Below are 25,432 nucleotides of genomic sequence, written 5' to 3' on the forward strand. Positions count from 1 at the left end.
AGGCGGCGGCGGAGATACGATGCCTCATGCCCCGTTCCCCCGATCGCCAATCGAATCCAACCCGCACCAGCGGTTCTTGGCGCGCCGGAACAGTTGCCCATCGTCTTCGGGGAGAGCGTAAAGCAGACTGGTAACAATCCAATTGCCGATCGGGCGTTTCGGGTTACCGACCACGACGCCCTCCGGACATGATATCTGCCTTGCGGAAATTGTGCTTGTGAGTGGCGGCAGCGCGTCTCCCGGTTCCCTCGTCCGGAGTGATCCCACTCGAAGACGTCGAATGTCCCAAAGAAGGCTTTCAGGTGGTTCGACTTCGATCAGCAGCCGCGAGGTCATGATTCGTGATCCCATTTCTTGATGGTAGCAAGAGGATTCGATTGGCTTCATTTTTGACGCCGATGGCAGCTTTTTTGACGCCCAACGCTTCACTCGTCAAGATCCTTTCCATCAATTTGATTGGCGTCCTGATCCGTGCCAATGAATCCTTATGTTGGTAGCTCCCGCAATCATTCTCAAACTCGCCAGGGAATTCCTCGGGCTGTCCCAGGATGAGGTCGAAGCCCATACCCGCGTTTCGCGGTCGAGCATTCAACGCGTCGAACGCGGGCGCAGCGGAGTGTTGAACTCCGCGGTCGAATTGCAGAAGTTTTACCAGGACAGCGGTATCGAATTTATCGCGCCGTCGAACGGCGCTGGTTGGGGCCTCGTCAACAATAATGCGGTTGGTGACGATTTTCCCCTTAATAGGCTGCCGCATGTAACGGTGCGCAAGCGATCAGTTCAAGCACCCGAGCAATAGTTCTCGACCAGCCCTTCAGACGGCGGTTGCCTGCCACAGCCTAGCTGTTGGCTTCCTAATACGACCGAATCCATAGGCGGCGATCATTCTCGTCGCGATGCCGGTAGCAGCGAGGTGATCGGAGCCCCGGTTTCCGGAACGCCGATAGAGCGATTTCGCGTGGCTATCTGCTCGGCCACCATACCGGCAAGACCAATGCAAATCCGCGTCCGAAGAAAAGCTTCGGCCGTCTGTGTCGAACTGCGCATCTCAAATGCAACCTGGCCACCTGTCTGGGGCACGCGTTCTTCAAGGATCGCCTTGGAAGCATCACTTTCACCTCATCGACAAAATCCGCAGAAAAGGGCGCAACTTGCGTGCCCGCATTCGTGGATCGCTGCACGTTCGAGCGCCTCGTGCGGAAGCTCGAACCGCCGTGTAAGCCCGGAGACGGCGTACACCCTTCAGAAAAAATTCGAAGACGATGGCTTCTGGTTTGTAGTACCTGGCGGGGGCCCGAGGGCTGGCGTAACTTTGTTCGGCGTGCGAACGGCAAAAGATAAGCTCGACGGCCAAAAGCGCATGCCCCGAATCCTTGGCACGAACAAGGTCGGAGGTGACACGGTTGCGAACGGAGTGTCAAAGCCCGTCCTGCGGCCGGGTCCAACGCCCCCTGCGTGGGCAAAAGGTCGGGCTACGCCCGGAGTTTTTGATCTTTCGAATGAAAGCATGCCGGCCCTGCGCCAGCGAGAGGACACGCTTGTTCCGGCATGCATTCGAAAGAAGATATGCGGGATCCGCCTAGTCGGCGGATACTTTGGCTTAAGAAGAAACATATGAATCGTACGGGGGTATAAGGCTTCGACACCAAGATCCTCAAGAAGGTGATTGCGCTTCGCAAGAAGGACGAGCAGGAGCGCCTGGAAGAGGAAGCTATTCTCGATACTTACCTGCATGCGCTCGGCATGATCGAGTCGCCGCCAGCAGGCTGATCCTGCGTGTCGCTGTACTTTGAAAGCCGCCGATCACATCGGCGGCTTTCTTTTTGCCGCGTTGCGCCCGTGGAAAGTCCAAAATTTATGCAAAAAAATATTTGCTTGATTTTGAGGCTGATATCGCGCATTCCCAGCTATCCGTTAGACGCTATCTAGCGTCTTGATGCGTTCAACAACGAATGGATGCCGGTAGATCCGTGGCCACTCAACCCTTGAAGTCCAGTCTGAACGTACTGGTCATCGATGAGAACAGCATCCGGGCGTCTATCATCGAGGTAGGGCTCCGGGAAGCCGGCTACGATCGCGTGACCGTCGTGGACGACATGAACGGCCTGGCGCGGCGGATCGAGGAAATCAATCCCGATGTCATCGTCATCGATCTGGAGAACCCGAACCGCGACATGCTGGAAAGCATCTTCCAGATTTCGCGCGCCGTGAAACGCCCGATCGCCATGTTCGTGGACAAGTCGGACGAAGACTCGATCGTGGCGGCCGTCGAGGCCGGCGTGTCCGCCTACATCGTCGACGGCCTCAAGAAGGAGCGCGTCAAGCCGATCCTCGAGATGGCCGTCAGCCGCTTCAATGCCTTCAGCCGCCTGCAGCGCGAGCTTGCAGACGCCAAATCGGCGCTCGAGGAACGCAAGATCGTCGACCGGGCAAAGGGCATACTGATGAAAATGCGAGGCCTGTCGGAAGAGGAAGCCTTTGCGCTCCTGCGGCAGACAGCGATGAACGAGAAGAAGAAGATCGCCGAGATCGCCCAAAGCGTGGTGACCGCCGCTGGACTGCTGATGTGATGGCGGGCGCTGGGCCCGATGTCCGGAGGAAACCGGAGTGGATATGACGATGACCGAACGTTCCGCCGGCCTGGCCGGCCCTGCCCGCGCCTCGACCGAGGGCTCCAAGACATTGCGGGCGGGCTTCATCCCCCTCGTCGACGCCTCCGTCCTGATCGCGGCCGCGGAATTCGGCTTTGCAAAAAAGGAGGGCCTGACACTCGACCTCGTCAAGGACGTCTCCTGGGCCAATGTCCGCGACCGTCTCGCCTTTCGCCAGTTCGACATCGCCCATATGCTCTCGCCGATGCCCGTTGCATCCATGCTCGGCCTCGGATCCAACCCGTCGCCGACCATCACCCCTTTCTCGCTCGGCCGCGGCGGCAACGCCATTACCTTGTCGACGCGGCTCTTTGACAGGATGCGGGAAGACGCCGGCCTTGCTGAGTCCGCAGGCGCGCTCGACAGCGCACGCGCGCTGGCAACGGTCCTGCGCGACATCAGGGCACGCGGCGAGCCGCTGCCGACGCTTGCAATGACTTACCCGTTCTCCTCGCACAACTACGAATTCCGGTACTGGCTGGCCGCCGGCGGCATCGATCCCGACAATGACGTCAAGCTTGTCGTCGTCCCGCCACCGCTGACGTCGGACGCGCTGGCTGCCGGCGCCATCGACGGTTTCTGCGTCGGCGCGCCGTGGAACATGGTCGCCTCCGAACGCGGCGTCGGGCGCATCGTCGCCGCCAAGCAGGATATCTGGCCTTCCGCGCCGGAAAAGGTGATCGGCATGCGCCCGGACTGGGCCGAGAGCCACCGTGAAACCGTCGCGCGGCTGATCGTCGCCCTCGATGCGGCGGCGCGCTGGTGCGACCGGGTCGAGAACCACGACGCGCTTGCCGAAGCATTGGCAGACGCACGCTACATTGCCGCCCCCGTGCAGATCATCCGCCATGTCCTGGCCGGCGAATTCAACCTCGACGCCAGGGGCAACCGGCGCGTCATCGACGAATATTTCCTGTTTCATGGCCGCTTTGCCAACTATCCGCGCAAAAGCCACGCCTTGTGGATCTACAGCCAGATGGTCCGGTGGGGACAGGCGGAGATGACGCTCAACAACGCAAGGACCGCCGCATCCGCCTATCGCCCCGATCTCTATCGCGCCGCCCTGGGAGAGGCCAACACCCCGCCCGATGCAGACATCCGTATCGAGGGCAACGCGGACGGCGACCGTTTCATGGACGGCCATGTCTTCGACCCCTCGCACTTCGTCGAATACGTCTCCGGCTTTGCGGTCCGGAGCAACCGGCAGGCGGCCCCGGCCACGGACGAGGCCTGATCTGCTCGCTGCTATGCACAAATTGATTGCACCTGCGAAGGCCGCAACAATGGCAACCGCACAAAGAATTAGCACGTAAGAAACACGCCCTAGAAATAGGCAGTCGCGCTGAATCTTAAATTTTTTGTTTAATGTCATATCCTTAGGAAGCGCAGCCAAAACTGGCACGCTGCTTGCATGGATCAGATTGCACCGGTCAACGGCGACAGGAGCAAGATGAACGCGCGATAGGCGTTCACAAAAGACATCGACGTCGCAAGGTTTTTGCTGTCCGGGACCTCCCTCCCGAAGACGCAATCTCCGAGCGGCGTTTTTTTATTCCCGAAATTCCGGCCAGCACCAGCACAGGGGACCTCGGCATGAACAAGACAGTCACGACCGGCATCACTCGCCGCAGCATCTTGAAGACGACGGCGACCGCGGCATTGATCACCGCCGTCCGCACAGCCTTTCCCTCGGGCGCCTTCGCCGCCGCCGCGGGACCCGAGGTCACCGGCGCCAAGCTCGGCTTCATCGCGCTGACCGACGCAGCGCCGTTGATCGTTGCCAAGGAAAAGGGCCTCTTCGAAAAGCACGGCCTTCCTGACGTCGACGTCGCCAAGCAGGCTTCGTGGGGCGCCACGCGTGACAACCTCGTGCTCGGCGGCGCCGCCAACGGCATCGATGGCGCCCACATCCTCTCGCCGCTTCCCTACCTCATGCAGACAGGCAAGGTGACGCAGAACAATCAGCCGGTGCCGATGTCGATCCTCGCTCGGCTGAACTACGACAGCCAGGGCATCTCCGTTGCCAAGGAATATGCCGATACCGGCGTACAGCTCGACTCCTCCAGGCTGAAGGCCGCCTTCGAGAAGAAGAAGGCCGAAGGCAAGGAAATCAAGGCCGCCATGACCTTCCCGGGCGGCACCCACGACCTCTGGGTCCGCTACTGGCTCGCCGCCGGCGGCATCGACCCGGACAAGGATATCTCCACCATCGTCGTGCCGCCGCCGCAGATGGTGGCGAACATGAAGGTCGGCAACATGGACGTCTTCTGTGTCGGCGAACCCTGGAACGAGCAGCTCGTCAACCAGGGCATCGGCTTCACGGCGGCAACGACCGGCGAACTCTGGAAGGGTCACCCCGAAAAGGCGCTCGGCATGCGGACCGATTGGGTCGAGAAGAACCCGAACGCCGCCAAGGCCCTGCTGATGGCCGTGATGGAAGCCCAGCAATGGTGCGACAGCATGGACAACAAGGAGGAAATGTCGGCCATCCTCGGCAAGCGGCAGTGGTTCAACGTGCCGCCGAAGGACGTCCTCGGACGCCTCAAGGGCGACATCAACTATGGCAACGGCCGCGTCGCCCACGGCACCGATCTCTACATGAAATTCTGGGCCGGCGGCGTCTCCTATCCCTTCAAGAGCCACGACACCTGGTTTCTCGCCGAAAACATCCGCTGGGGCAAGTTCACGCCGGATACCGATATCAAAGCGCTGGTCGACAAGGTGAACCGCGAGGACATCTGGCGTCAAGCCGCCAAGGATCTCGGCGTCGCCGCAGCCGACATCCCGGCATCCTCCTCACGCGGCAAGGAAACCTTCTTCGACGGCAAGGTCTTCGACCCGGAAAACCCGTCCGCCTATCTCGATAGCCTGGCGATCAAGGCTGCGTCCTGATCACGTCTCCGGCGCGCAAGGGTCGCGTCGGTTCTGTCTTGAATTCGTAAGAGGAGCGTTCAATGCCCGCCCTGGCCAAGAAACAAACGACTGCGACGGCCGCAGCTGCGTCGAAAACTGCAACCATTCTACCGCTTTCAAAGCGGCCCGCAGCCAGGTTCGACGTGAAGAAGATCGCAGCAACGATCGCCCGCAACGTCGTCCCGCCGTTCGTCGTGCTGATGATCCTGCTTGTCGTCTGGCAGGTGCTCTGTTCGTCGCCCACCGCTTCCCTGCCGTCGCCGCACCAGGTCTGGCAGGAAAGCTACGACCTGATCGCCTACCCCTTCTTCAACTACGGCTCGCAAGATATCGGCCTTGGCTGGCGCGTGCTGATCTCGCTGCAGCGCGTTGCCTACGGCTTCGGCCTCGCGGCAATCGCGGGCGTCGTGATCGGCGCCGTCATCGGCCAGTCGATCTGGGCCATGCGCGGCCTAGACCCGATCTTTCAGGTGCTTCGCACCGTGCCGCCGCTCGCCTGGCTGCCGCTGTCGCTGGCGGCGTTCCAGAACGCCAACCCCTCGGCGATCTTCGTGATCTTCATCACCTCGATCTGGCCTGTGATCATCAACACCGCCGTCGGTGTGCGCAACATTCCGCAGGACTACCGCAACGTCGCCAAGGTGCTGCGCCTGAACCAGATAGAATTCTTCTTCAAGATCATGCTGCCCTCTGCCGCCCCCTACATCTTCACCGGCCTTCGCATCGGCGTCGGCCTCTCCTGGCTCGCGATCGTCGCAGCCGAGATGCTCACCGGCGGCGTCGGTATCGGCTTCTTCATCTGGGATGCGTGGAACTCGTCGCGCCTGCCCGACATCATCGTCGCCCTCGCCTACATCGGTGTCGTCGGCTTCGCGCTCGACAAGCTGGTGGCAGCGGTCGGCAAGCTGATCACCCGCGGCGCTTCGGCCAATTGAGAGGAACGATCATGACCGCCTATCTCAAGCTCGACCACATCGACAAGTATTTCGACCGGGCAGGAACGCGCGCCGAGGTGCTGAAGGGCATCAACCTGACGTTCTCCAAGGGTGAATTTGTCTCGATCATCGGCCACTCCGGCTGCGGCAAGTCCACGCTGCTGAACCTCATCGCCGGACTGACGCCGGTCTCGGCTGGCGCCGTGCTTCTCGAAAACCGCGAGGTCAACGCCCCCGGCCCCGAGCGGGCCGTCGTCTTCCAGAACCACAGCCTGCTCCCCTGGCTGACGGTCTACGAGAACGTCAATCTCGCCGTCTCCAAGGTCTTCAGCAATTCGAAGACCCGGGCCGAGCGCCACGACTGGGTCATGGCCAATCTCGACCTCGTCCAGATGGCCCACGCCAAGGACAAGCGCCCGTCTGAAATCTCCGGCGGCATGAAGCAGCGCGTCGGCATCGCCCGCGCACTCTCGATGGAGCCGAAGATCCTGCTCCTCGACGAGCCCTTCGGCGCGCTCGACGCGCTCACCCGCGCCCACCTGCAGGACGCGGTGATGGAGATCCACGCCCGCCTTGGCAACACGATGGTGATGATCACCCACGATGTCGACGAGGCGGTTCTGCTCTCCGATCGTATCGTGATGATGACCAACGGCCCGGCCGCCAGGATCGGCGAGGTCCTCGACGTCCCGATCGCCCGCCCACGCAACCGCATCGAGCTCGCCTCCGACCGAACCTACCTCAAATGCCGCGAAGCCGTGCTGAAGTTCCTCTACGAACGCCACCGCTTCGTCGAAGCCGCGGAGTAACCGACATGACCGAGAAACTCGTTATCATCGGCAACGGCATGGCGCCCGGGCGCATGCTCGAGCACCTCTTCGAAAGGGCCCCCGGCCGGTACCAGGTCACCATTTTCAACGCCGAGCCGCGCGTCAACTACGATCGCATCATGCTCTCGCCGGTCCTGTCTGGCGAAAAGACCTACGAGCAGATCGTGATCCACGGCGATGGCTGGTACATCGACCACGGCATCACACTCTACAAGGGCCACAAGATCGTTGCGATCGACCGCCACGCCAAGACCGTGACCTCGGACCACGGTGTTACCGAGAGCTACGACAGATTGGTGATTGCCACCGGCTCCGTGCCCTTCATCATCCCAGTCCCCGGCAACGACCTGCCCGGCGTCATCACCTACCGCGACCTCGATGACGTGCAGGCCATGTTGCTTGCCGCCCAGTCTCGCGAAAAGGCAATCGTCATCGGCGGCGGTCTGCTCGGCCTCGAAGCCGCGGCCGGCCTTGCCCAGCGCGGCATGGATGTCACCGTGCTGCACGTCATGCCGACGCTGATGGAGCGCCAGCTCGACCCGGCTGCCGGCTATCTCCTGCAGAAGGCCGTCGAGGAGCGCGGCATCAAGGTCATCACCAAGGCCAACACCAAGGCGATAATAGGCAATGGCAAGGTCGAGGGCATCGAACTCGATGACGGCCGCGTCATTCCCGCAAGCCTTGTCGTCATGGCCGTCGGCATCCGCCCGAATGTCGGCCTCGCAAAGGACGCCGGCCTTGCGGTCAACCGCGGCATCGTCGTCGACGACGGCATGCGGACCTCCGACGGCAGCATTCTGTCGCTCGGCGAATGCGCCGAAGTCGGCGGCATGGTCTACGGCCTCGTCGCGCCGCTCTATGAAATGGCCCGCGTCGCCGCCTCGCATCTTTCCGGCGACACCTCGGCGGCCTTCGTCCACTCCGATACGCCGACGAAGCTCAAGGTGACAGGCATCGAGCTCTACTCGCTCGGCGATTTCGCCGACGGCGACGACCGCGAGGAGATCGTGCTGCGCGACGCCTCAGCCGGCGTCTACAAGCGCCTCGTGCTGAAGGACAACAGGATCATCGGCACCGTCCTCTACGGCGAGACCGCCGACGGTGCCTGGTTCAACGATCTCAAGAAGAAGGCGACCGATATCTCGCAGATGCGCGAGACGCTGATCTTCGGACAGGCCTACCAGGGAGGGTCGCCGCTGGACCCTATGGCGGCCGTTGCAGCCTTGCCGGATGATGCGGAAATCTGCGGCTGCAACGGCGTATGCAAGGGCAAGATCACCTCGACGATCTCGGGCAAGGGCCTGACGTCGCTCGACGATGTCCGCGCCCACACCAAGGCCTCCGCCTCCTGCGGCTCGTGCACTGGCCTGGTCGAGCAGCTGATGGCGCTGACGCTGGGCGACACCTACAACCCGGCCGCCGTCCAGCCGATGTGCACCTGCACCGAGCTCGGCCATGACGACGTCCGCCGGCTGATCAAGGCCAAGGGCCTGAAGAGCATTCCTGCCGTCATGCAGGAGCTCGAATGGAAAACCTCCTGCGGCTGCGCCAAATGTCGGCCGGCACTGAACTACTACCTCGTCAGCGACTGGCCGGACGAATACGCCGACGATTACCAGTCGCGCTTCATCAACGAGCGCGTCCACGCCAACATCCAGAAGGACGGCACCTACTCGGTTGTGCCGCGCATGTGGGGCGGCGTCACCAATTCGAACGAATTGCGCGCCATCGCCGATGTCGTCGACAAGTTTGAAATCCCGATGGTGAAGGTCACCGGCGGCCAGCGCATCGACCTGCTCGGCATCGAGAAGGAGGATCTGCCGGCCGTCTGGGCCGATCTCGGCAAGGCCGGCTTCGTCTCCGGCCAGGCCTACGCAAAGGGCCTGCGCACCGTGAAAACCTGCGTCGGCTCCGACTGGTGCCGCTTCGGCACGCAGGATTCGACCGGCCTCGGCATCCGCATCGAGAAGTTCATGTGGGGCTCCTGGACGCCGGCAAAACTGAAGCTCGCGGTCTCGGGATGTCCGCGAAACTGCGCGGAAGCCACCTGCAAGGACATCGGCGTCATCTGCGTGGACTCCGGCTTCGAGATCCATTTCGCCRGCGCTGCCGGCCTCGACATCAAGGGCACCGAGATCCTCGGGCTCGTCAGGACCGAAGACGAGGCGCTGGAGCATATCGTGGCGCTGACGCAGATGTACCGCGAGCAGGCCCGCTACCTCGAGCGCATCTACAAATGGGCCAAGCGCGTCGGCCTGGAGGAAATCCGCCGCCAGATCATCGGCGATGCCGAGAAGCGCCAAGGCTACTACGACCGTTTCGTCTTCAGCCAGACCTTCGCGCAGGTCGACCCCTGGTCGGAACGCGTCTCCGGCAAGGACAAGCACGAGTTCAAGCCGATGGCGACAGTCGGATATTCCGAGGCTGCGGAGTGAGTTTTCATACCCTCTGGCCTGCCGGCGGCCATCTCCTCCAGGAGGGAGGAGAAAACCGGAGGCACAGTCTCGCATCCAGCGATGAAGGTGCGGCGCAGGAAGTCCCTCCCCTTGTGGGGAGGGGTTGGGGAGGGGTCTCAGCCACGAACAGGAGCACATTTGATGAACTGGCATCCAATCGGCAACATCTCGGACATTCCGCTGCGCGGCGCACGCTGTGTGAAGACGCCGCAGGGCAAGATCGCCGTCTTCCGCACGGCTGAAAACGAAGTCTTCGCCATCGAGGACCATTGCCCGCACAAGGGCGGCCCGCTCAGCCAGGGCATCGTCCACGCCAGGGCGGTCACCTGCCCGCTGCACAACTGGGTGATCTCGCTGGAAACCGGCAAGGCACTCGGCGCCGACGAGGGCGAAGTCCGCACCATTGCCGTGCGCAATGAGGACGGCGCCCTCTCGATCGCTCTTGAAAGCCTGATGATGGCGGCGGAATAGATGGCGCAAGAGGTCAAGACAACCTGTCCCTACTGCGGCGTCGGCTGCGGTGTGATCGCCAAGGTCACCGATGACGGCATGGTGTCCGTCAAAGGTGACCCCGAGCACCCCGCCAACTTCGGGCGCTTGTGCTCGAAGGGCTCGGCGCTCGCCGAAACCATCGACCTCGACGGACGCGTCCTGCACCCCGAGATCGCCGGACGGCGGGCCGGCTGGGACGACGCTCTTGATCTCGTTGCCAACAGCTTCTCGCAAGCCATCGCCGAACACGGGCCCGATGCAGTCGCCTTCTATGTCTCCGGCCAGTTGCTCACCGAAGACTACTATGTCGCCAACAAGCTGATGAAGGGCTTCATCGGTTCGGCCAACATCGACACCAATTCCCGCCTCTGCATGTCGTCCTCCGTCGCCGGCCACCGCCGCGCCTTCGGAGCCGACACCGTGCCCGGCACCTACGAGGACATCGAGCTTGCCGACCTGGTGATCCTCACGGGCTCCAACCTCGCCTGGTGTCACCCTGTCATCTATCAAAGGCTGGCGGCGGCAAAGGCTGCCCGCCCCGGCATGAAGGTCGTCGTCATCGATCCGCGCCGCACGATGACGGCCGATATCGCCGACCTGCATCTGGCGATCCGGCCCGACAGCGATGTCGCCCTGTTCGTCGGGCTCTTCTCGCATCTGATCTCGAACAATGCCATCGACCAGAACTATGTGGCCGAATACACCAACGGTTTTGCCGAAGCCTTCGCATCGGCCTCGGCGGTTTCCTTCAGCGAGATCCTCGAGCGCACCGGCCTGCCGGCCATGCAGCTCCGCGAATTCTACCGCCTGTTCGCGACGACGGAGAAGGTCGTCACCTGCTACAGCCAGGGCGTCAACCAGTCCTCCTCGGGCACGGATAAGGTCAACGCCATCATCAACTGCCATCTCGCAACCGGCCGCATCGGCCGGCCCGGCATGGGCCCCTTCTCGCTCACCGGCCAGCCGAATGCCATGGGCGGCCGCGAGGTCGGTGGGCTGGCGAACATGCTCGCCGCCCACATGGCGATCGAGAGCGCCGATGACCGCGACCGCGTCCAACGCTTCTGGCAATCTCCAGTCATTGCCCAGAAGCCTGGGCTGAAAGCCGTCGACATGTTCAAGGCCGTCGCCGACGGGCGCATCAAGGCGCTGTGGATCATGGCGACCAACCCCGTCGTCTCGATGCCCGATGCCGATGCGGTCGAGGCTGCCATCAAGGCGTGCCCCTTCGTCGTCGTTTCCGACGTCCTCGGGGAAACAGACACCGCACGCCACGCCCACGTGCTGCTGCCCTCCCTCGGCTGGGGCGAAAAGAGTGGCACGGTCACCAACTCCGAACGCCGCATCTCGCGCCAGCGCCCCTTCCTCGATGCACCCGGCGAGGCGCGCGCGGACTGGTGGCAACTTGCCGAAGTCGCGCGCCGCATGGGCTTTGCAAGCCCCTTCTCCTTCGCCTCGCCGGCAGCCGTCTTCGAAGAGCACGCGGCGCTCTCCGCCTTCGAAAACGACGGCAGCCGCGATTTCGACATCGGCGCCTATTCCGGCATCGACGAGGCGAACTATGATGCGATGTCCTCGTTCCAGTGGCCGCAGTCTGTAGACGCCGCGAAGGCCGATACCCGCTTTTTCGCCAAGGGCGGCTTCTTCCATGCAGATCGCAAGGCACGCTTCATCGCGGTCGAGCCCGCCGCTTCGGACCGAACCAATGCCGACTATCCCTTCACGCTCAACACCGGCCGCATCCGCGACCAGTGGCACACGATGACACGGACCGGTAAAAGCGCCCGACTGTCCTCCCATATCGCCGAGCCCTTTGGCGAACTGCATCCCCGTGATGCGATCGAGATCGGCGTCGGCAATGCCGGTCTCGTCGAGATCGAAAGCCCGCACGGGAAATCGATCGTGCGCGCGCTCATCACCGAGCGGCAGGCGCGTGGCAGCATCTTCGTGCCGATGCACTGGAACGATCAGTTCGCAGCCCGGGCCCGCATCGACGCGGTCGTTGCTCCGGTCACGGATCCGTTCTCCGGTCAGCCAGCCTCCAAGAACGTTGCCGTCGCTGCACGGCCCTTCAAGCCGGCGCGCTATGGATTTGCCGTCTCGGCCGCCAAGCCGCAACGCCTCGATGCTGCCTATTGGGCACTGGCAAAGGCAGAGGGCGGCTGGCGGCTGGAGCTTGGCTTCGATCATGCGGTCGAAGACTGGTGCAACTGGTGCCGCGACACGTTCGCAATCCCCGCCAACATCGAACCGCTCGGTTACGCCGACCAGCAATCCGGCGATCTCAGGCTGGCCTTCTTCGATGGCACGCGCCTGATCGCGGCGCTGTTCCTAGCGCGCCAGCCGGTCGCGGTCGCCCGCAACTGGGCGATCTCGCAGCTTGCCGCCTGTCATGACGACCTGCGCAAGCGCTTCGCGCTCGTCGCCGGCCGCCCCGGCGCCGACAAGCCGGATCCAGGCGCAACCGTCTGCTCCTGCCTCAGCGTCGGCGTCAACCAGATCGTCGCGGCAGTGCGCAGCGGCTGTCACAGCGTCGAGGCCGTCGGCAAGCAAACCAATGCCGGAACCAACTGCGGCTCCTGCCGCGCCGAGATCAGGGGGATCATAGATGGATGTCTTGCAGCAGCCGCGGAATGACAATCCGGCCCGCATGGAGCCGCTCGCCAAGCTCCCGGTCTTCTGGGCGCTCGAGGGAAAGCGCGTCGTCGTCGCCGGTGGCTCCGATGCGGCGGCCTGGAAGGCCGAGCTTCTCGCGGCCTGCGGCGCGGACGTCCACGTCTATGCAGAGAGACTGACCGACACGTTCGAAAAGCTGATCCTGCGCGGCGCAGAACATCCACAAGGCTCATTCATTCACCATCCGCAGGCCTGGGACGGGTCGATCATCGCCGGCGCGGCAATCGCCATCGCCGACTGTGGCGAGGACGACGAAGCGCAGGCCTTTTTCGACGCCGCCAGCATGGCAGGCGTGCCGGTCAACGTCATCGACAAGCCCGATTGCTGCCAGTTCCAGTTCGGATCGATCGTCAACCGCTCGCCCGTCGTGGTGGCGATCTCGACCGATGGTGCAGCGCCCATCCTGGCACAGGCGATCCGCCGGAGGATCGAGACATTGTTGCCGCGGGCGCTGAAGGGCTGGGCAGAACTTGCCCGGTCGTTGCGGGGGGCTGTCAATGAGCGCCTCGTGTCCGGACCGATGCGCCGCGCCTTCTGGGAGGGTTTCGTCGATCGCGCCTTTTCAAGTTCCGATACGCCGCAGGAGGGCGTCGGCGGGCTGCTTCTCAAGGAGGCCGAACGGCTTCGAGAAGCGCCCGCCCACTCTTTGGCAGGTGGCCGCGTCACGCTGGTCGGCGCCGGCCCCGGCGATGCGGAACTGATGACGCTGAAGGCCGTCCGCGCCCTGCAGGCCGCCGATGTGATCCTCTTTGACGATCTCGTCTCACCAGAGGTTCTGGAACTCGCCCGCCGCGAGGCAAAGCGCCTGCTGGTGGGCAAACGCGGCGGCCGCACCAGCTGCCGCCAGGAAGACATCAACGAGATGATGGTGAAGCTCGCCAAGGCAGGCAAACGGGTCGTCCGCCTGAAATCCGGCGACCCGATGATCTTCGGCCGCGCCGGCGAAGAGATCGCCCACCTGGATCGCGAGAACATTCCGGTCGACGTGATCCCCGGCATAACGGCTGCGAGCGCAATGGCCTCCCGTTTGGGTATCTCGCTGACCCACCGCGATCATGCCCAGTCCGTCCGCTTCATCACCGGCCATTCCCGTCATGGCGGGCTGCCGGTGGATGTGAACTGGGCAACCGTCGCCGATCCGCAGACGACGACGGTCTTCTACATGGGCGGCCGGACGGCCCCTGCAATCGCAGAAAAACTGATCGCCGAAGGGCTCTCGCCCGCCACGCCCGCCGTGATCATGAGCGACGCGAGCCGCACCGCAGAGCGCGTATGGCGCGGCAGCCTTGCTGCTCTCTCTAACGGTATCGGCCAGATCGGCTACGACAATCCCGTCCTGATCGCCGTGGGAAGCGCGCTCGCCGCGCGCCAAAGCGAACAGGACGGCAGTCACCTCGCGCAGCCCGCGATGGCATTCGAAAGGGCAGGATGATGCAGTTTCAGTTGATGGCCCCGGCTCTCCTCGTCCTGTCGATCGCGTTCAGCGCATGCCGGTTCGCGAACATATTTCGTGTCCAGCCGGATTCATCGGTTGCAGCCTCGCCTCAGACGATGATCGCCAGCGCGATCAGTCTCGGCTCGCTGGGATTGGCCTTCGCCGGCAACGGCCTTTGGCTCGGCCTGCTGATCGTCCTGGTCGGGGGGCTTGCCGCGGCAGCGAGGTGGACGACCTCGCATGACGCGGACCTCTGCCTTTCAGTGGCCAGCCTGGCAGCCTATCTGCAGTTCGTACCGGCGGGTGCTCTCTAGCGCAACGTCGCAACAGGCATACATCCTCGGACAAACGAAAAAACCGCCGGAACGATCCGGCGGTTCTTTTTTGTTCCAACAACGGGTGGCTCAGTTCGATTCGAACTTGCGAACTTCCATGAAGTTTACGGCGGTACCGCTGAACCGGCCCGGATCGATGGAGGCCGTCTTGGTGAAGCCCTCCGCGTAGACCGAGGTCGGCTGGGCACGAAGGGTCTGGCTGACGAAGCGCGGCGCCTTGACCGGCTTGGTTACCATCTCCATGCGCGAATTGGTGAGAGCCCACTTCGAAATGATCTTCTCTGTCAGCTTCGGCTCGGTTCTGACCGTTGCCCGGCTGGCATCGGCTTCTGCCGCCTCATGCTTGGTCGGGCGGCCACCCTTGGCGGGCAGGCCCTGTGCAACGCCGGCGTCGCCGGATGCCCTGGGCGCGTCGAAACCATCCCCGAAGCCTGTCGATCTCGTCGCCGGAGCCAGCGCAGCCATTTGCACCGGCGCCGTCTGGGCCGGAACCTTTTGGGGCATTGCCGCGTTAATAGCCTGTTCGACGCTCGAAACCGGCGGCTGGCTAGATGCGACCTGACGGTCGCCAGCCGTATCCTGCTGGTTGAGGGCGTCGGCAACAGCCGGAGAAAGCGTATCCTCCTGGTCTGCCATGTCGTCGTCCGCTTCCGCGTCGGCATTCGCCGTAGCGAGAAGCTTCTCGGCAAGCGCCGGGCGTTCAGCCGGCGTCGGAACGCCTGCGAGATTCCCCGTCATCGCAGTCGGATCGGCCGAGGCGACTTCCGCGTCACCCGCAGAGCGGCGCGGTCCGAGCAGCGAAGGAACCGGTACGCTATAGGCGCTGAGATCGGCAAACTGCTGCGGACCCTGATCGGTCACGGCAGAAAGGGCCTGTTGCGCTGCATTTCCGGATTGCGGGGCGACGAGGGCGCTAGCCACTTCGCTGCCGCCTGGTTGATTGGCGAACGCCGGCCGCACCTGCGGAATCGGCGCATGGACGCTTGCGACCTCGGTCGGCTGGGCGGGAGCCTGCTGGTCGGGATCGGCGGCGTTCGGCATATCGGCCGCCTTGGGCGGTGTCGCCTTGGCGACAGCCACCGCTGCTGCACCGCTATCATCGTCGGAATTATCTTCCGCCTCGTCGGCGCCGCCGCCGAAGAGCACGGCAAACAGCGTCTTGTGTTTCCGTGGCTCGTCCGAAGACGAACCGGAATAGGCGCCCGAGCTTGCCATCTCCACCTGGTTCGAGCTGACACGGCGCTTGTAGTCGGCAACGGCCTGCTCATATCCAGGCAGCGGACGGCCATCCGCAGGGATGTGCATCGTGTTGCCATTCGGGAACAGTCTCACGAGTTCATCACGGCTCATGCGTGGCCAGGCACGTACGCCGCCGACATCCATGTGCACGAAGGGCGAACCCGATTTCGGATAGAATCCAACACCGCCGACCTGCATTTTCATGYCGATCCCGCGCAAAGTGGCCAGTTTGACGTCAGGAATGAAGAAATCCATTGCCTTGCCAAGCATGTGCTGGCTCTTCTCGGCAACGCCGGAATTGCGCGAACGACCCTTCAGCATGGCGTTGGTGCCCGGCGAGCGGAAGCCGCAAACGACGTTGATATAGTCCCGCGACCCGCTCTGGCGGTAAACTTCCCAGATGAGGTCGAAAAGGCGCGGGTCCATCCTTGTCGGCTGGTTCTTGCGCCAGTCGCGAAGGAAGCGGTTCAGCTGCTCAAGACCCTTAGGGTCGAACCGGCCATTGCGCTTGTAGGTGATGACGGCCTTCTCGCCGGTGTGGATGAAATAGAGCTTGAGACTACGCGTTTCGCCGGCCGCCTGGGAAGGGGTGCTCACCACCACAGGCGACGAAACAGCGACTGCGACAAGGGCGGCCATAGCCGTCCTAACCACCTTTCCGCAAAGGTCTGCGCACCTCTTGCGCCATGTCGGGCGCGAAGGCTTCGTGTTCCAATTCAGATCCGGCAAACTCAATCCCCGTCAGACAGCCGATGGTCCTCTACCCGACCCTTGACTGTGAAATGCGGTCACACGATGGCAAAAATGCCACACGTGATCAACCTTTTCTTTACATAGTGAACAGGCCACTAACAAGTGGTTTATGATTGGTAACAAAAGATGATTGCCGGATTGTTAATGTAGCAGGTTAGGCCGCATCCTTCTGGGGATTGTCGGGATCGATGCCGTAATCCTTGAGTTTTCTATAGAGTGTGGATCGTCCGATGCCCAGTTTTCGGGCCACTTGACTCATCTGGCCCCTATAGAATTTAAGGGCGAATCTTATCAATTCCTCTTCGACATCGGCAAGCTTGCGCACCTCGCCAGCGGGGTTCGTGCTGGCAATTGCGTTGTCAGACGCCTCGGTGATTCGCGACAAGGCTGGATCGCCGGCCGAATGCGCGGCGGAATATTCCACCTCCACAAGTTCGCCGAGACGCGCACTGCTGCTGTTGTCGGCGACCAGCGCGAGATGATCGACGACATCGTATTCGGGCAACTGCGCCGCGATCTGCGGGAAATCTGCCTCGGTCAGCTCCGGTCCGTCGGCGAGAACCACGGCGCGGAAGATGGCGTTCTCGAGTTGGCGGATGTTGCCTGGCCAGTCATAGGCGGTGAGCAGCGCCAGCGCGCCGGAACTGACCGTCATGCGATGACCGTTCTTCTGCTCGGTCGAGAACCGCTCCGTGAAAACACGCACCAGATGAGGGATATCCTCCTTGCGCTTGCGCAGCGCCGGGATGGTGATCGGGAACACGTTCAAGCGGTAGTACAGGTCTTCGCGGAAGTGGCCGTTCTTGACCTCTTCGATCAGATCCTTGTTGGTCGCCGAGATCAGGCGGACATTGACCTTGTGCGCGGTGCGCGCGCCGACTGTCTCGATCTCGCCCTGCTGCACGGCGCGAAGAAGCTTGACCTGGACATCGAGCGGAAGGTCGCCGATCTCGTCGAGGAAGATGGTCCCGCCGTCGGCCTCCATGAACTTGCCGACGTGGCGCTCCGTGGCGCCGGTGAAGGCGCCCTTCTCATGTCCGAAGAGAATGCTCTCGACGAGATTGTGCGGAATGGCGCCGCAATTGACCGTGACGAACGGCTTGCCGGAGCGGTCGCTGCCGGACTGGATGGCCCGCGCCACGAGTTCCTTTCCGACGCCGGATTCGCCTTCCAGCACCACCGGGATGTTGGACTGTGCCCCGCGCTGGGCAAGATCGATAACGCGTAGCATTGCGGGACTGGCCGAGACGATATCGTCGAAACCGACTGCCCCGGAACGGGACCGACGACCGGTGCGCGCCTTGATTTCGCGCTGGTCGAGCTTCAAGGCGTTCGATATCGAATTGGCAATGCGTTCCGGAGATACCGGCTTGACGACGAAATCGAAGGCACCGGCGCGCATCGCCTGGACCACCGTCTCGATCCCGCCCTGCCCGGTCTGGACGATGACCGGGATTTGTGTGCCGAATTCATGCACCGCTTCGAGAAATTCGAGGCCGGTCATTTCGGGCATCATCAGGTCGAGCACGATGACGTTGTAGAGGCCGCTGGCCCTCTTCACCATCTCCAGACCGATGCGTCCATTCTCCGCCTGATGGACGACGTGCCCATGACGCTCGATCGCGTTCTTTAGCAGTCGGCGCTGTACTGGATCGTCCTCGACGACGAGTATCTGCGCTGCACCCTTGAGCTCATTGTAACCGGTCATTGCCGCCTCACTTCATGCGAAACCTGCAGGCACTCTCGCAGAAAGGCTTGAACATCCAGTTTTGAGAAATAATCGCATTTTAACGTTTGTGATGGAGCCCAATTCGCCTCGAAACGGAGCTTCCCGGCCGCCTAAAGCCCCTTGATGCCGGGCCTTTAGGCGCATAGACAGTCAAGCCTGTCGCAAAAGAGGAAGAGGAACCCCGCTCATGAAAAACACGCTCGCCGGCGCCGATCTTAATTTCTCGGCCAGCTCATCCGCCTCCGCGACAGATACCGCGCTGGGCGATCTGCCGACCTGGAAATTGCACGACCTTTACCCATCCGCCACATCGACCGCCTTCGTCGCCGACATGGACAAGGCCGGCAGACTTGCGGTTGCCTTCGAAGAGAAATGGAAGGGCAAGCTTGCCGAGGCCGCGACCAGGACGGGCACAGAGGGCATCGGCCAGGCGCTCAAGGAATATGAAGCGCTCGACGACATCATCGGACGCCTCGGCTCGTTTGCCGGCCTTACCTACTTTTCCGATACCAGCAACCCGGTGAACGGCAAACTCTACGGCGACGTGCAGGCGAAGATCACCGATTTCTCCGGCCACCTCCTGTTCTTCGCCCTCGAACTCAACCGCATCGACGATGCGGTCATCGACGCGTGCATGGCAAGCGATCCCGATGCCGGGCATTATCGCCCCTGGCTGGTCGACCTGCGCCAGGACAAGCCCTACCAGCTCGACGACAGGCTGGAGCAGCTCTTCCTTGAAAAGTCGATGACGTCGGCTGCCGCCTTCAACCGCCTGTTCGACGAAACCATGGCAGAGCTGCGGTTCGATGTCGACGGCGAGAAGCTGTCGCTCGAAGTGACGCTCAACATGTTGCAGGACAAGGACCCCGAAGTACGCCGGAAGGCGGCCATGGCGCTTGCCGCGACCTTCAGGACGAACCTGCGCACCTTTACCCTCATCACCAACACGCTCGCCAAGGACAAGGACATCGCCGACCGCTGGCGCGGCTTCGAGGACATCGCCGACTCACGGCATCTGGCAAACCGCGTCGAACGAGACGTCGTCGATGCTCTGGCCGCCGCCGTCAAGCAGGCTTATCCGCGCCTCTCGCACCGCTATTACAAGATGAAGGCCAAGTGGCTCGGCATGGAGCAGATGGAGTTCTGGGACCGCAACGCGCCGCTGCCGGAGACATCGAGCGCAGTTATTTCCTGGGATGAAGCCAGGGACACCGTGCTATCCGCCTACGGCAACTTTGCCCCTGAGATGGCCGCGATCGCCAAGCGCTTCTTCGACGAACAGTGGATCGACGCGCCGGTGCGCCCCGGCAAGGCCCCGGGCGCCTTCGCCCACCCGACGGTGCCCTCGGCCCACCCCTATGTGCTCGTCAACTACCTCGGCAAGCCGCGCGACGTGATGACGCTTGCGCATGAACTCGGCCACGGCGTCCATCAGGTTCTGGCCGGCGCGCAGGGCGCGCTGATGTGCCAGACGCCGCTGACGCTTGCCGAAACCGCGTCCGTCTTCGGCGAGATGCTGACCTTCCGGGCGCTGCTCGACAAGACCAAGGACAAGCGCGAGCGCAAGGCGATGCTGGCGCAAAAGGTCGAGGACATGATCAACACGGTCGTGCGCCAGATCGCCTTCTATGAATTCGAGCGCAAGATCCACACCGCTCGCAAGGCCGGCGAACTGACTTCGGACGACATCGGCGACCTCTGGCTCTCGGTTCAGTCGGAAAGCCTCGGACCGGCGATCAGGATTTCCGAGGGCTACGAGACCTACTGGGCCTATATCCCCCACTTCATCCATTCGCCCTTCTACGTCTACGCCTATGCCTTCGGCGACTGCCTGGTGAACTCGCTCTATGCGGTCTACCAGAAAGCTGACAAGGGCTTCCAGGACAAGTACTTCGAGCTCCTGAAGGCCGGCGGCACCAAGCACCACGCCGAACTCCTGAAGCCCTTCGGCCTCGACGCGACCGATCCGTCGTTCTGGAGCCAGGGATTGTCGATGATCGAGGGGCTGATCGACGAGCTGGAAGCGCTAGATAAGGGCTGAGGCGGCAGCAACGGTTTCTCCAAAGAGGGAGAAGGCGGCGCAACCGGTGCCGTCTCCCCACCAGGGAGAAGGTGCCGGCACGCCGGCCGAAAGCAGTTCTGTAGCGCTCGGCGTGCGCCGTAGCGTAACGTTCAAGAGGAACAATGAAGGCACCCCCTTCCCCCTCATGCCTGTGCTTGTCGCAGGAATCCAGTGCGCCCAAGTCCTTGGGCGCAGGAAACACTTTGCGACGAATGGCGTCATTTACGGCGCAGATGCGGCGTGGCTGGATTCCAGGGCGGATGACGGGGCCGCACTGCACATCCTCTCGGCTGAACAAGCGGCTGCTCGTCGCTCCGCTCCGCCCCCTCATCTGCCCTAAGGGCCTCTTCTCCCCGCAGGAAAGAAGTGGCGCACCGCGAACCTCGCCGCATGGGGCGCGAGCGTCGACATGACCGACAGACAGCCCTACGCCCTCTTCCGGGACGACACCTCCGGGCAAGTGATGCTCTTCGCCAAACCGGCCGAGATCATCATCGCGAGGACGCATGCCGAATTCTTCTCAGCGCTCGCAAGAATGGAGCAAGCCAGGGCTGCGGGCAAATGGCTGGCAGGCTACATGGCCTATGAGGCCGGGTATCTCTTCGAGGAAAAGCTCTCCGCCTTCGCAGTGGAAAACAGGCAGACCCCGCTCCTCTGCTTCGGTGTCTTCGACGCGCCTGAAGCCGACGGCCATCCGCTTGCCCAACCGGCGCAGCGTCTCGAAAACGAGGAATTCCTGACCGCCCCCAAGGCCGCATGGGATTTCCCGACATATGAAGAGCGCTTCGACCGCCTGCACTGGCACCTTAGACAGGGCAATTGCTACCAGGCCAATCTCACCATGCCCGTCACTGCCCGATGGAGCGGCGATCCCCGCGCCGCCTTCTGGTCGCTGATCGAGCGTCAGCCGGTAAAATACGGCACCCTCGTCAATCTCGGCGGGCCTGTGATCCTCTCCCGCTCACCCGAGCTCTTCTTCCGCACCGACAGTACCGGCTGGATCGAGACGCATCCGATGAAGGGCACCGCCAAGCGCGGCGCCAGCGCTGCCGAAGATGCCGGGATCATCGAGGCCATGCGCCACGACATCAAGACGCAGGCCGAAAACCGCATGATCGTCGATCTGCTGCGCAACGACATCTCCCGCATCACCAGGGTCGGCACCCTCGACGTGCCGAAACTCTTCGACATCGAGACTTATCCGACCGTCCACCAGATGGTGAGCCACGTCCGGGCAAGGCTTCTCCCCGATCTCTCGCTTTGCGATATCTTCGCTGCCCTCTTCCCCTGCGGTTCGGTGACCGGCGCGCCGAAGATCAGCGCGATGCAGATCCTGCACGAATTGGAGGACACGCCGCGCGATGCCTATTGCGGGGCGATCGGTATGATCTCGCCCGATGGCGCCATGCGCTTTTCCGTCGCCATCCGCACTCTCAGCCTTTTCGAGGGCGGCAAGGCGATCTTCAACGTCGGCGGCGGCATCGTCTTCGATTCCACCGCCGAAGCCGAATACGAAGAGTGCCTGCTGAAGGCGCGCTTCGCCATCGGCGATCAGGGGATCGCGGGCGATCAGGGGATCGCGAGGTGACTGACTTTTCGCTGATCGAAACGCTGCGCTTCGAGCCGGACGCCGGCTTCATCCGCTGGCGCCTCCATCTCGCTCGGCTCTCCCGCTCTGCCCGCCGGGTCGGCTTTCCCGAGCCGGCAGCGGCGGCCGCGAAACTCAACGAAGCTGTCACCGGCGCTTCCCAGGGGTTGCGCGTCCGCCTGACGCTGGATCGACAGGGACAGATGGAGGTCACCACCGTGCCCTTCGCACCACTTCCAGCCGATACGCCCTGGACGGTGCGCATCGCAAAAACCCGCCTTGATTCGAACGACAAGCTCTTGCGGATGAAGACGACCAAGCGGGCCGTCTACGACAATGCCCGAGCCGAATACGCTTCTTCGGATGCAGACGAAGTCGTCATGCTCAACGAGCGAGGCGAGGTTTGCGAGGGGACGATTACCTCGGTCTTCCTGGATGACGGATCGGGCATCCTCCGTACGCCCCCGATTTCCTGCGGCTTGCTTGCAGGCGTGCTGCGCACCGAACTCATTTGCCAGCGCAGGGCCCGCGTCGGCCGCATCTCGTTGGAAGAGCTGAGGGCCGGCAGACTGTACGTCGGCAACTCCCTGCGGGGTTTGATCGCCGCCACCCTTGCCCTCTAGGCGACGATCCGCAATCGATCGCGACCGCTCTGCTTGGCATGATAGAGCGCTTCGTCGGCCCGTGCGTAAAGTTCGCGCACCGTCTCGCCTGCATGCGGTTCGGCAAGGCCGGCAGAGCAGGTGTAGGAGAAAGCGGGCGCCGTACGGATCGGCCGCGCATCCCGCACAGTCGTCAAGATGCGGTCAATGATCAGCTCGCCCTGCGACAGCGTCGTATCCGGCAGGATCAGCATGAACTCCTCGCCTCCGATGCGGCCGAAGCTGTCTCGGCGACGGACGAGCGGATGCACCCGGCGCGCGAAATCGACGAGCACATCGTCGCCGACCTGGTGGCCGTAAAGGTCGTTTATGCGCTTGAAGAAATCCAGGTCGATAATGCAGATGCAGCCTGCGGATGCAGCCACCGATGCTGGGCGTTGGACCATGCTCTCCAGCGCCGCCATCATGAAGCGGCGGTTGGAAATGCTGGTCAGCTCGTCTGTCTGCGAGGCCCGCACCGCCAAATCGCGATCCTGCCTGACGTCGCGTTCGCTCGCCTTCAGATGCGTGATGTTGCTGGCGATGCACAACATCCATCCGTCGCGCTGGACGGTCTCCGTCATCCACAGCCAGCGCCCTTCTGTCACGTCGGTCTCGAACGCGCGAAACGGCAGCTTGCCGCGGCGCGACTGCGCAGAGACAAGCCAGGTCTCGAAGTCGGCTGCACGAATGATCGTGCCTCTTCCCGCCTTGGTATTGCGGCGCATAAGCTCTGCCCAAAAAGGGCACTCGTCTGGCTCTAGCGCGAAGGTGGAGCGGAAAGCCGCGTTTGCATAACGCAGCCGGTCGTCCTGATCGTAAAGCGCGATCAGGACGGCACTATCCTCCTGCAACTCCGCAAGCCGCTCCGATATCTGGGTCATCCGATTGTTCCGGGCGTGCTGAATAACGACGATTCGCACTTTGGAGCGGAAACCTAAAAAGAAGATGGATGGTTCGGGGACAATTGAATACTCAGATGTATCGGAACGAAACGCCCTGAAAGGTAACACCGCGATGTTCATCCTCGCCCTGACCTATGTGAAGCCGAACGAAGAAGCCGACAAGCATATGGAGCCGCATATGGCCTGGGTGAGCGAAGGCTATGCCAGGGGCTGGTTCCTTGCCTCCGGCCGCAAGGTCCCGCGCACCGGCGGCGTGGTTTTCGCAGTCGGCGAACGCGCCGAAATCGAAGCCTACGTCGCCGCCGACCCCTTCACGATCCACGGCGTTGCAAAATACGACATCACCGAGGTCGCCATCACCACGACGGCTGCTGGATTGGATATTTTGAAAGGGTGAGTTGATGATTGACGGCACAGACGACCTTCGCCCGCACCTCAGGTGCCTGGAAGAAAGGCTGTTCGACCAGTCGGTCCGCAACTCCCGCGCCTCTTTGGAAACGTTGCTCTCGCCCAACTTCCGCGAAATCGGCAGTTCGGGCCGCCTCTTTACCTTCGAAGACGTCATCGCCGCCCTGCTCTCCGAGCCGGCTGACGGCACCTCGCGCGCACTCACCGATTTCGAGATCGAGCCGCTGGGTCCCTGCCTGGTGCTCGCCACCTACCGCTCCGAGCGTATCGTTCCCAACGCCCAACCCGTCAAATCACTCCGCAGTTCTATCTGGCGTCACGACGCGGATGGCCGTTGGCGCATGGTCTTCCATCAGGGGACCCCGACGCGGTAGAGTTCTCCAATGACGCTTCCGACCTACACGCCCTATGACGGCTCGGCCAGGCCTTTTACCATCGGCCTGCTGCCGCTCGATCTTGCACGCTGGATCGAGCCGGATGCCGACTGGGCGCGCTATGTCGGCGAAAAGCAGATGCTCGTCCGCACCCACCCAAACGAGGTCTTCGTTGCCGAGGACGGCACCGAGGCGGCGCAGCGGGAGACCCTCGATCTGCTGGAAGCGCATCTTGCCGAACGCCATCCGCACCTTGGCCGCGACACGCAGGATGATATGGCCGGCGGTCTTCCTCCACTGCTGAGGGCCGGCCTGCTCGTGCAGGACGACCTCGTCATCATGCGGCGCAAGAAGGACGGCTGGCACCTCGTCGCGGGCTTCGTGGCCTTCCCCTCCTCCTGGTCGCTGCAGGAGAAATTCGGCCGGCCGATGCAGGCGATCCACGCCGATGTGCCGGGCTTCGGCGAAGGCACCCGCAATGCCGGCCTGATCACCCGCATCTTCGACAATCTCTCGGTCACCCAGCCGGTCGAGCGAATGAACTGGTCCGTCAATACGACAGGCGACCTCTTCCTGCCGCTTTCCAAGCACCGCCGCGCGCCGCAGGCTGAAGCCTTCACGCTCGCCGAACGCTTTGCCCGCGTCGAACGGCAGACGCTGCGAAAGCTGCCGGGATCGGGCGACATCCTCTTCACCATCCGCGTCTACGTCGATCCGATTGCCGCGATCGCGCACCACCCCAATGCCGCCGCGCTCGCCGCAAGCTTTGCCGCACAGCTCGATGGCCTGGATCCGCAACAGACCGCCTACAAGGGTTTGACCGTGCAGAAAACCGAGCTTGCGGCCAAGCTGCGCGGGCTGGCGAACGCGTTCTCGCCCGCCTGATATTTGCGTTCTCGGCCCGAACACTCTTTATTGTGACGGCGATTTGTGGTTAGAGCCGCTCAACCTCGCAGTATTTTGCACCATTTCAGATGAATTCTTAAGGCCCATCGCCTTCGTCGCCTTCC

At 62.7% G+C, this 25,432-nt stretch carries 19 protein-coding genes and 3 pseudogenes; 18 read left to right on the forward strand and 4 right to left on the reverse strand.

The window, feature by feature from the left end; genetic code table 11:
- Positions 1 to 487: 487 nt before the first annotated feature.
- The 12 genes and pseudogenes from AC1DMK_RS09005 to AC1DMK_RS09060 all read left to right on the forward strand — a co-directional run bounded on the left by AC1DMK_RS09005 (position 488) and on the right by AC1DMK_RS09060 (position 14,702).
- On the forward strand, positions 488 to 799 hold the full coding sequence (locus tag AC1DMK_RS09005) for a helix-turn-helix domain-containing protein (RefSeq protein WP_477858460.1): 312 nt from the start codon (positions 488 to 490) through the stop codon (positions 797 to 799).
- 836 nt (positions 800 to 1,635) lie between these two features.
- Positions 1,636 to 1,770 (forward strand): annotated as a pseudogene (locus AC1DMK_RS09010) (DUF2312 domain-containing protein); the annotation flags it as partial.
- A gap of 182 nt (positions 1,771 to 1,952) precedes the next feature.
- A complete protein-coding gene (locus tag AC1DMK_RS09015; RefSeq protein ID WP_477858462.1) occupies positions 1,953 to 2,570 on the forward strand; it encodes an ANTAR domain-containing response regulator in 618 nt (205 codons plus the stop codon).
- 43 nt (positions 2,571 to 2,613) lie between these two features.
- Positions 2,614 to 3,885 (forward strand): CmpA/NrtA family ABC transporter substrate-binding protein, encoded by a 1,272-nt coding sequence (locus AC1DMK_RS09020; RefSeq protein WP_037069409.1) that lies wholly within the window; start codon positions 2,614 to 2,616, stop codon positions 3,883 to 3,885.
- Positions 3,886 to 4,244: 359 nt separating this feature from the next.
- Entirely contained in the window at positions 4,245 to 5,543 is a 1,299-nt protein-coding gene (locus AC1DMK_RS09025) for a CmpA/NrtA family ABC transporter substrate-binding protein (RefSeq protein WP_477858464.1), read from the forward strand.
- 62 nt (positions 5,544 to 5,605) lie between these two features.
- Positions 5,606 to 6,499 (forward strand): nitrate ABC transporter permease, encoded by an 894-nt coding sequence (gene ntrB / locus AC1DMK_RS09030; RefSeq protein ID WP_477858466.1) that lies wholly within the window; start codon positions 5,606 to 5,608, stop codon positions 6,497 to 6,499.
- A gap of 11 nt (positions 6,500 to 6,510) precedes the next feature.
- Positions 6,511 to 7,308, forward strand: a complete 798-nt coding sequence (locus AC1DMK_RS09035) for an ABC transporter ATP-binding protein (protein ID WP_037069417.1) — start codon at positions 6,511 to 6,513, stop codon at positions 7,306 to 7,308.
- Positions 7,309 to 7,313: 5 nt separating this feature from the next.
- A complete protein-coding gene (gene nirB, locus AC1DMK_RS09040; RefSeq protein ID WP_477858468.1) occupies positions 7,314 to 9,764 on the forward strand; it encodes a nitrite reductase large subunit NirB in 2,451 nt (816 codons plus the stop codon).
- A 162-nt stretch (positions 9,765 to 9,926) separates the two neighbouring features.
- Positions 9,927 to 10,256 carry a nitrite reductase small subunit NirD gene (nirD, locus tag AC1DMK_RS09045; protein WP_037069423.1) on the forward strand — a complete coding sequence of 110 codons (330 nt, stop codon included), beginning with the start codon at positions 9,927 to 9,929 and terminating at the stop codon, positions 10,254 to 10,256.
- Positions 10,257 to 12,914, forward strand: coding sequence for a nitrate reductase (locus tag AC1DMK_RS09050; protein WP_477858470.1), 2,658 nt, complete (start codon positions 10,257 to 10,259; stop codon positions 12,912 to 12,914). It abuts the gene before it with no gap.
- Entirely contained in the window at positions 12,886 to 14,385 is a 1,500-nt protein-coding gene (gene cysG, locus AC1DMK_RS09055; protein WP_477858472.1) for a siroheme synthase CysG, read from the forward strand. The genes AC1DMK_RS09050 and cysG overlap by 29 nt, the downstream gene beginning before the upstream one ends.
- A complete protein-coding gene (locus tag AC1DMK_RS09060; protein WP_037069970.1) occupies positions 14,385 to 14,702 on the forward strand; it encodes a hypothetical protein in 318 nt (105 codons plus the stop codon). The genes cysG and AC1DMK_RS09060 overlap by 1 nt, the downstream gene beginning before the upstream one ends.
- A 90-nt stretch (positions 14,703 to 14,792) precedes the next feature.
- On the opposite strand, the gene AC1DMK_RS09065 is transcribed toward AC1DMK_RS09060, so the two are convergent.
- The 3 genes and pseudogenes from AC1DMK_RS09065 to AC1DMK_RS09075 all read right to left on the reverse strand — a co-directional run.
- Positions 14,793 to 16,691, reverse strand: a complete 1,899-nt coding sequence (locus AC1DMK_RS09065) for a peptidoglycan L,D-endopeptidase MepK (protein ID WP_477858474.1) — start codon at positions 16,689 to 16,691, stop codon at positions 14,793 to 14,795.
- Between the two features lie 178 nt (positions 16,692 to 16,869).
- Positions 16,870 to 17,094: pseudogene (locus AC1DMK_RS09070) on the reverse strand (helix-turn-helix domain-containing protein); the annotation flags it as partial.
- Positions 17,095 to 17,168: 74 nt separating this feature from the next.
- Positions 17,169 to 18,423 (reverse strand): annotated as a pseudogene (locus tag AC1DMK_RS09075) (sigma-54-dependent transcriptional regulator); the annotation flags it as partial.
- A 208-nt stretch (positions 18,424 to 18,631) separates the two neighbouring features.
- Here AC1DMK_RS09075 and AC1DMK_RS09080 point away from each other — a divergent pair.
- The 3 genes from AC1DMK_RS09080 (at position 18,632) to AC1DMK_RS09090 (ending at position 22,717) form a co-directional block, all read left to right on the forward strand.
- Positions 18,632 to 20,485: a M3 family oligoendopeptidase gene (locus AC1DMK_RS09080; protein ID WP_477858476.1), complete on the forward strand. Its 1,854-nt coding sequence runs from the start codon at positions 18,632 to 18,634 to the stop codon at positions 20,483 to 20,485.
- A 430-nt stretch (positions 20,486 to 20,915) separates the two neighbouring features.
- Positions 20,916 to 22,094: an aminodeoxychorismate synthase component I gene (locus tag AC1DMK_RS09085; RefSeq protein WP_477858478.1), complete on the forward strand. Its 1,179-nt coding sequence runs from the start codon at positions 20,916 to 20,918 to the stop codon at positions 22,092 to 22,094.
- Positions 22,091 to 22,717, forward strand: a complete 627-nt coding sequence (locus tag AC1DMK_RS09090) for an aminotransferase class IV family protein (protein WP_477858480.1) — start codon at positions 22,091 to 22,093, stop codon at positions 22,715 to 22,717. The genes AC1DMK_RS09085 and AC1DMK_RS09090 overlap by 4 nt, the downstream gene beginning before the upstream one ends.
- On the opposite strand, the gene AC1DMK_RS09095 is transcribed toward AC1DMK_RS09090, so the two are convergent.
- The gene (locus AC1DMK_RS09095; protein ID WP_477858482.1) at positions 22,714 to 23,619 is read right to left on the reverse strand and encodes a GGDEF domain-containing protein; all 906 of its coding nucleotides are present in this window, start codon (positions 23,617 to 23,619) and stop codon (positions 22,714 to 22,716) included. The genes AC1DMK_RS09090 and AC1DMK_RS09095 overlap by 4 nt on opposite strands.
- 133 nt (positions 23,620 to 23,752) lie before the next feature.
- Between AC1DMK_RS09095 and AC1DMK_RS09100 the strand changes: the two genes are divergently transcribed.
- Genes AC1DMK_RS09100 through AC1DMK_RS09110 form a run of 3 tightly spaced genes read left to right on the forward strand, consistent with a single transcriptional unit; the run spans position 23,753 to position 25,307 of the window.
- Positions 23,753 to 24,037, forward strand: coding sequence for a YciI family protein (locus tag AC1DMK_RS09100; RefSeq protein ID WP_477858484.1), 285 nt, complete (start codon positions 23,753 to 23,755; stop codon positions 24,035 to 24,037).
- Positions 24,038 to 24,041: 4 nt separating this feature from the next.
- Positions 24,042 to 24,422, forward strand: coding sequence for a nuclear transport factor 2 family protein (locus AC1DMK_RS09105; protein WP_477858485.1), 381 nt, complete (start codon positions 24,042 to 24,044; stop codon positions 24,420 to 24,422).
- Positions 24,423 to 24,431: 9 nt separating this feature from the next.
- Positions 24,432 to 25,307, forward strand: coding sequence for a heme-dependent oxidative N-demethylase family protein (locus tag AC1DMK_RS09110; RefSeq protein WP_477858487.1), 876 nt, complete (start codon positions 24,432 to 24,434; stop codon positions 25,305 to 25,307).
- The last annotated feature ends 125 nt before the right edge of the window (positions 25,308 to 25,432 follow it).

It is taken from the genome of Rhizobium sp. 05L419, from assembly GCF_056397845.1.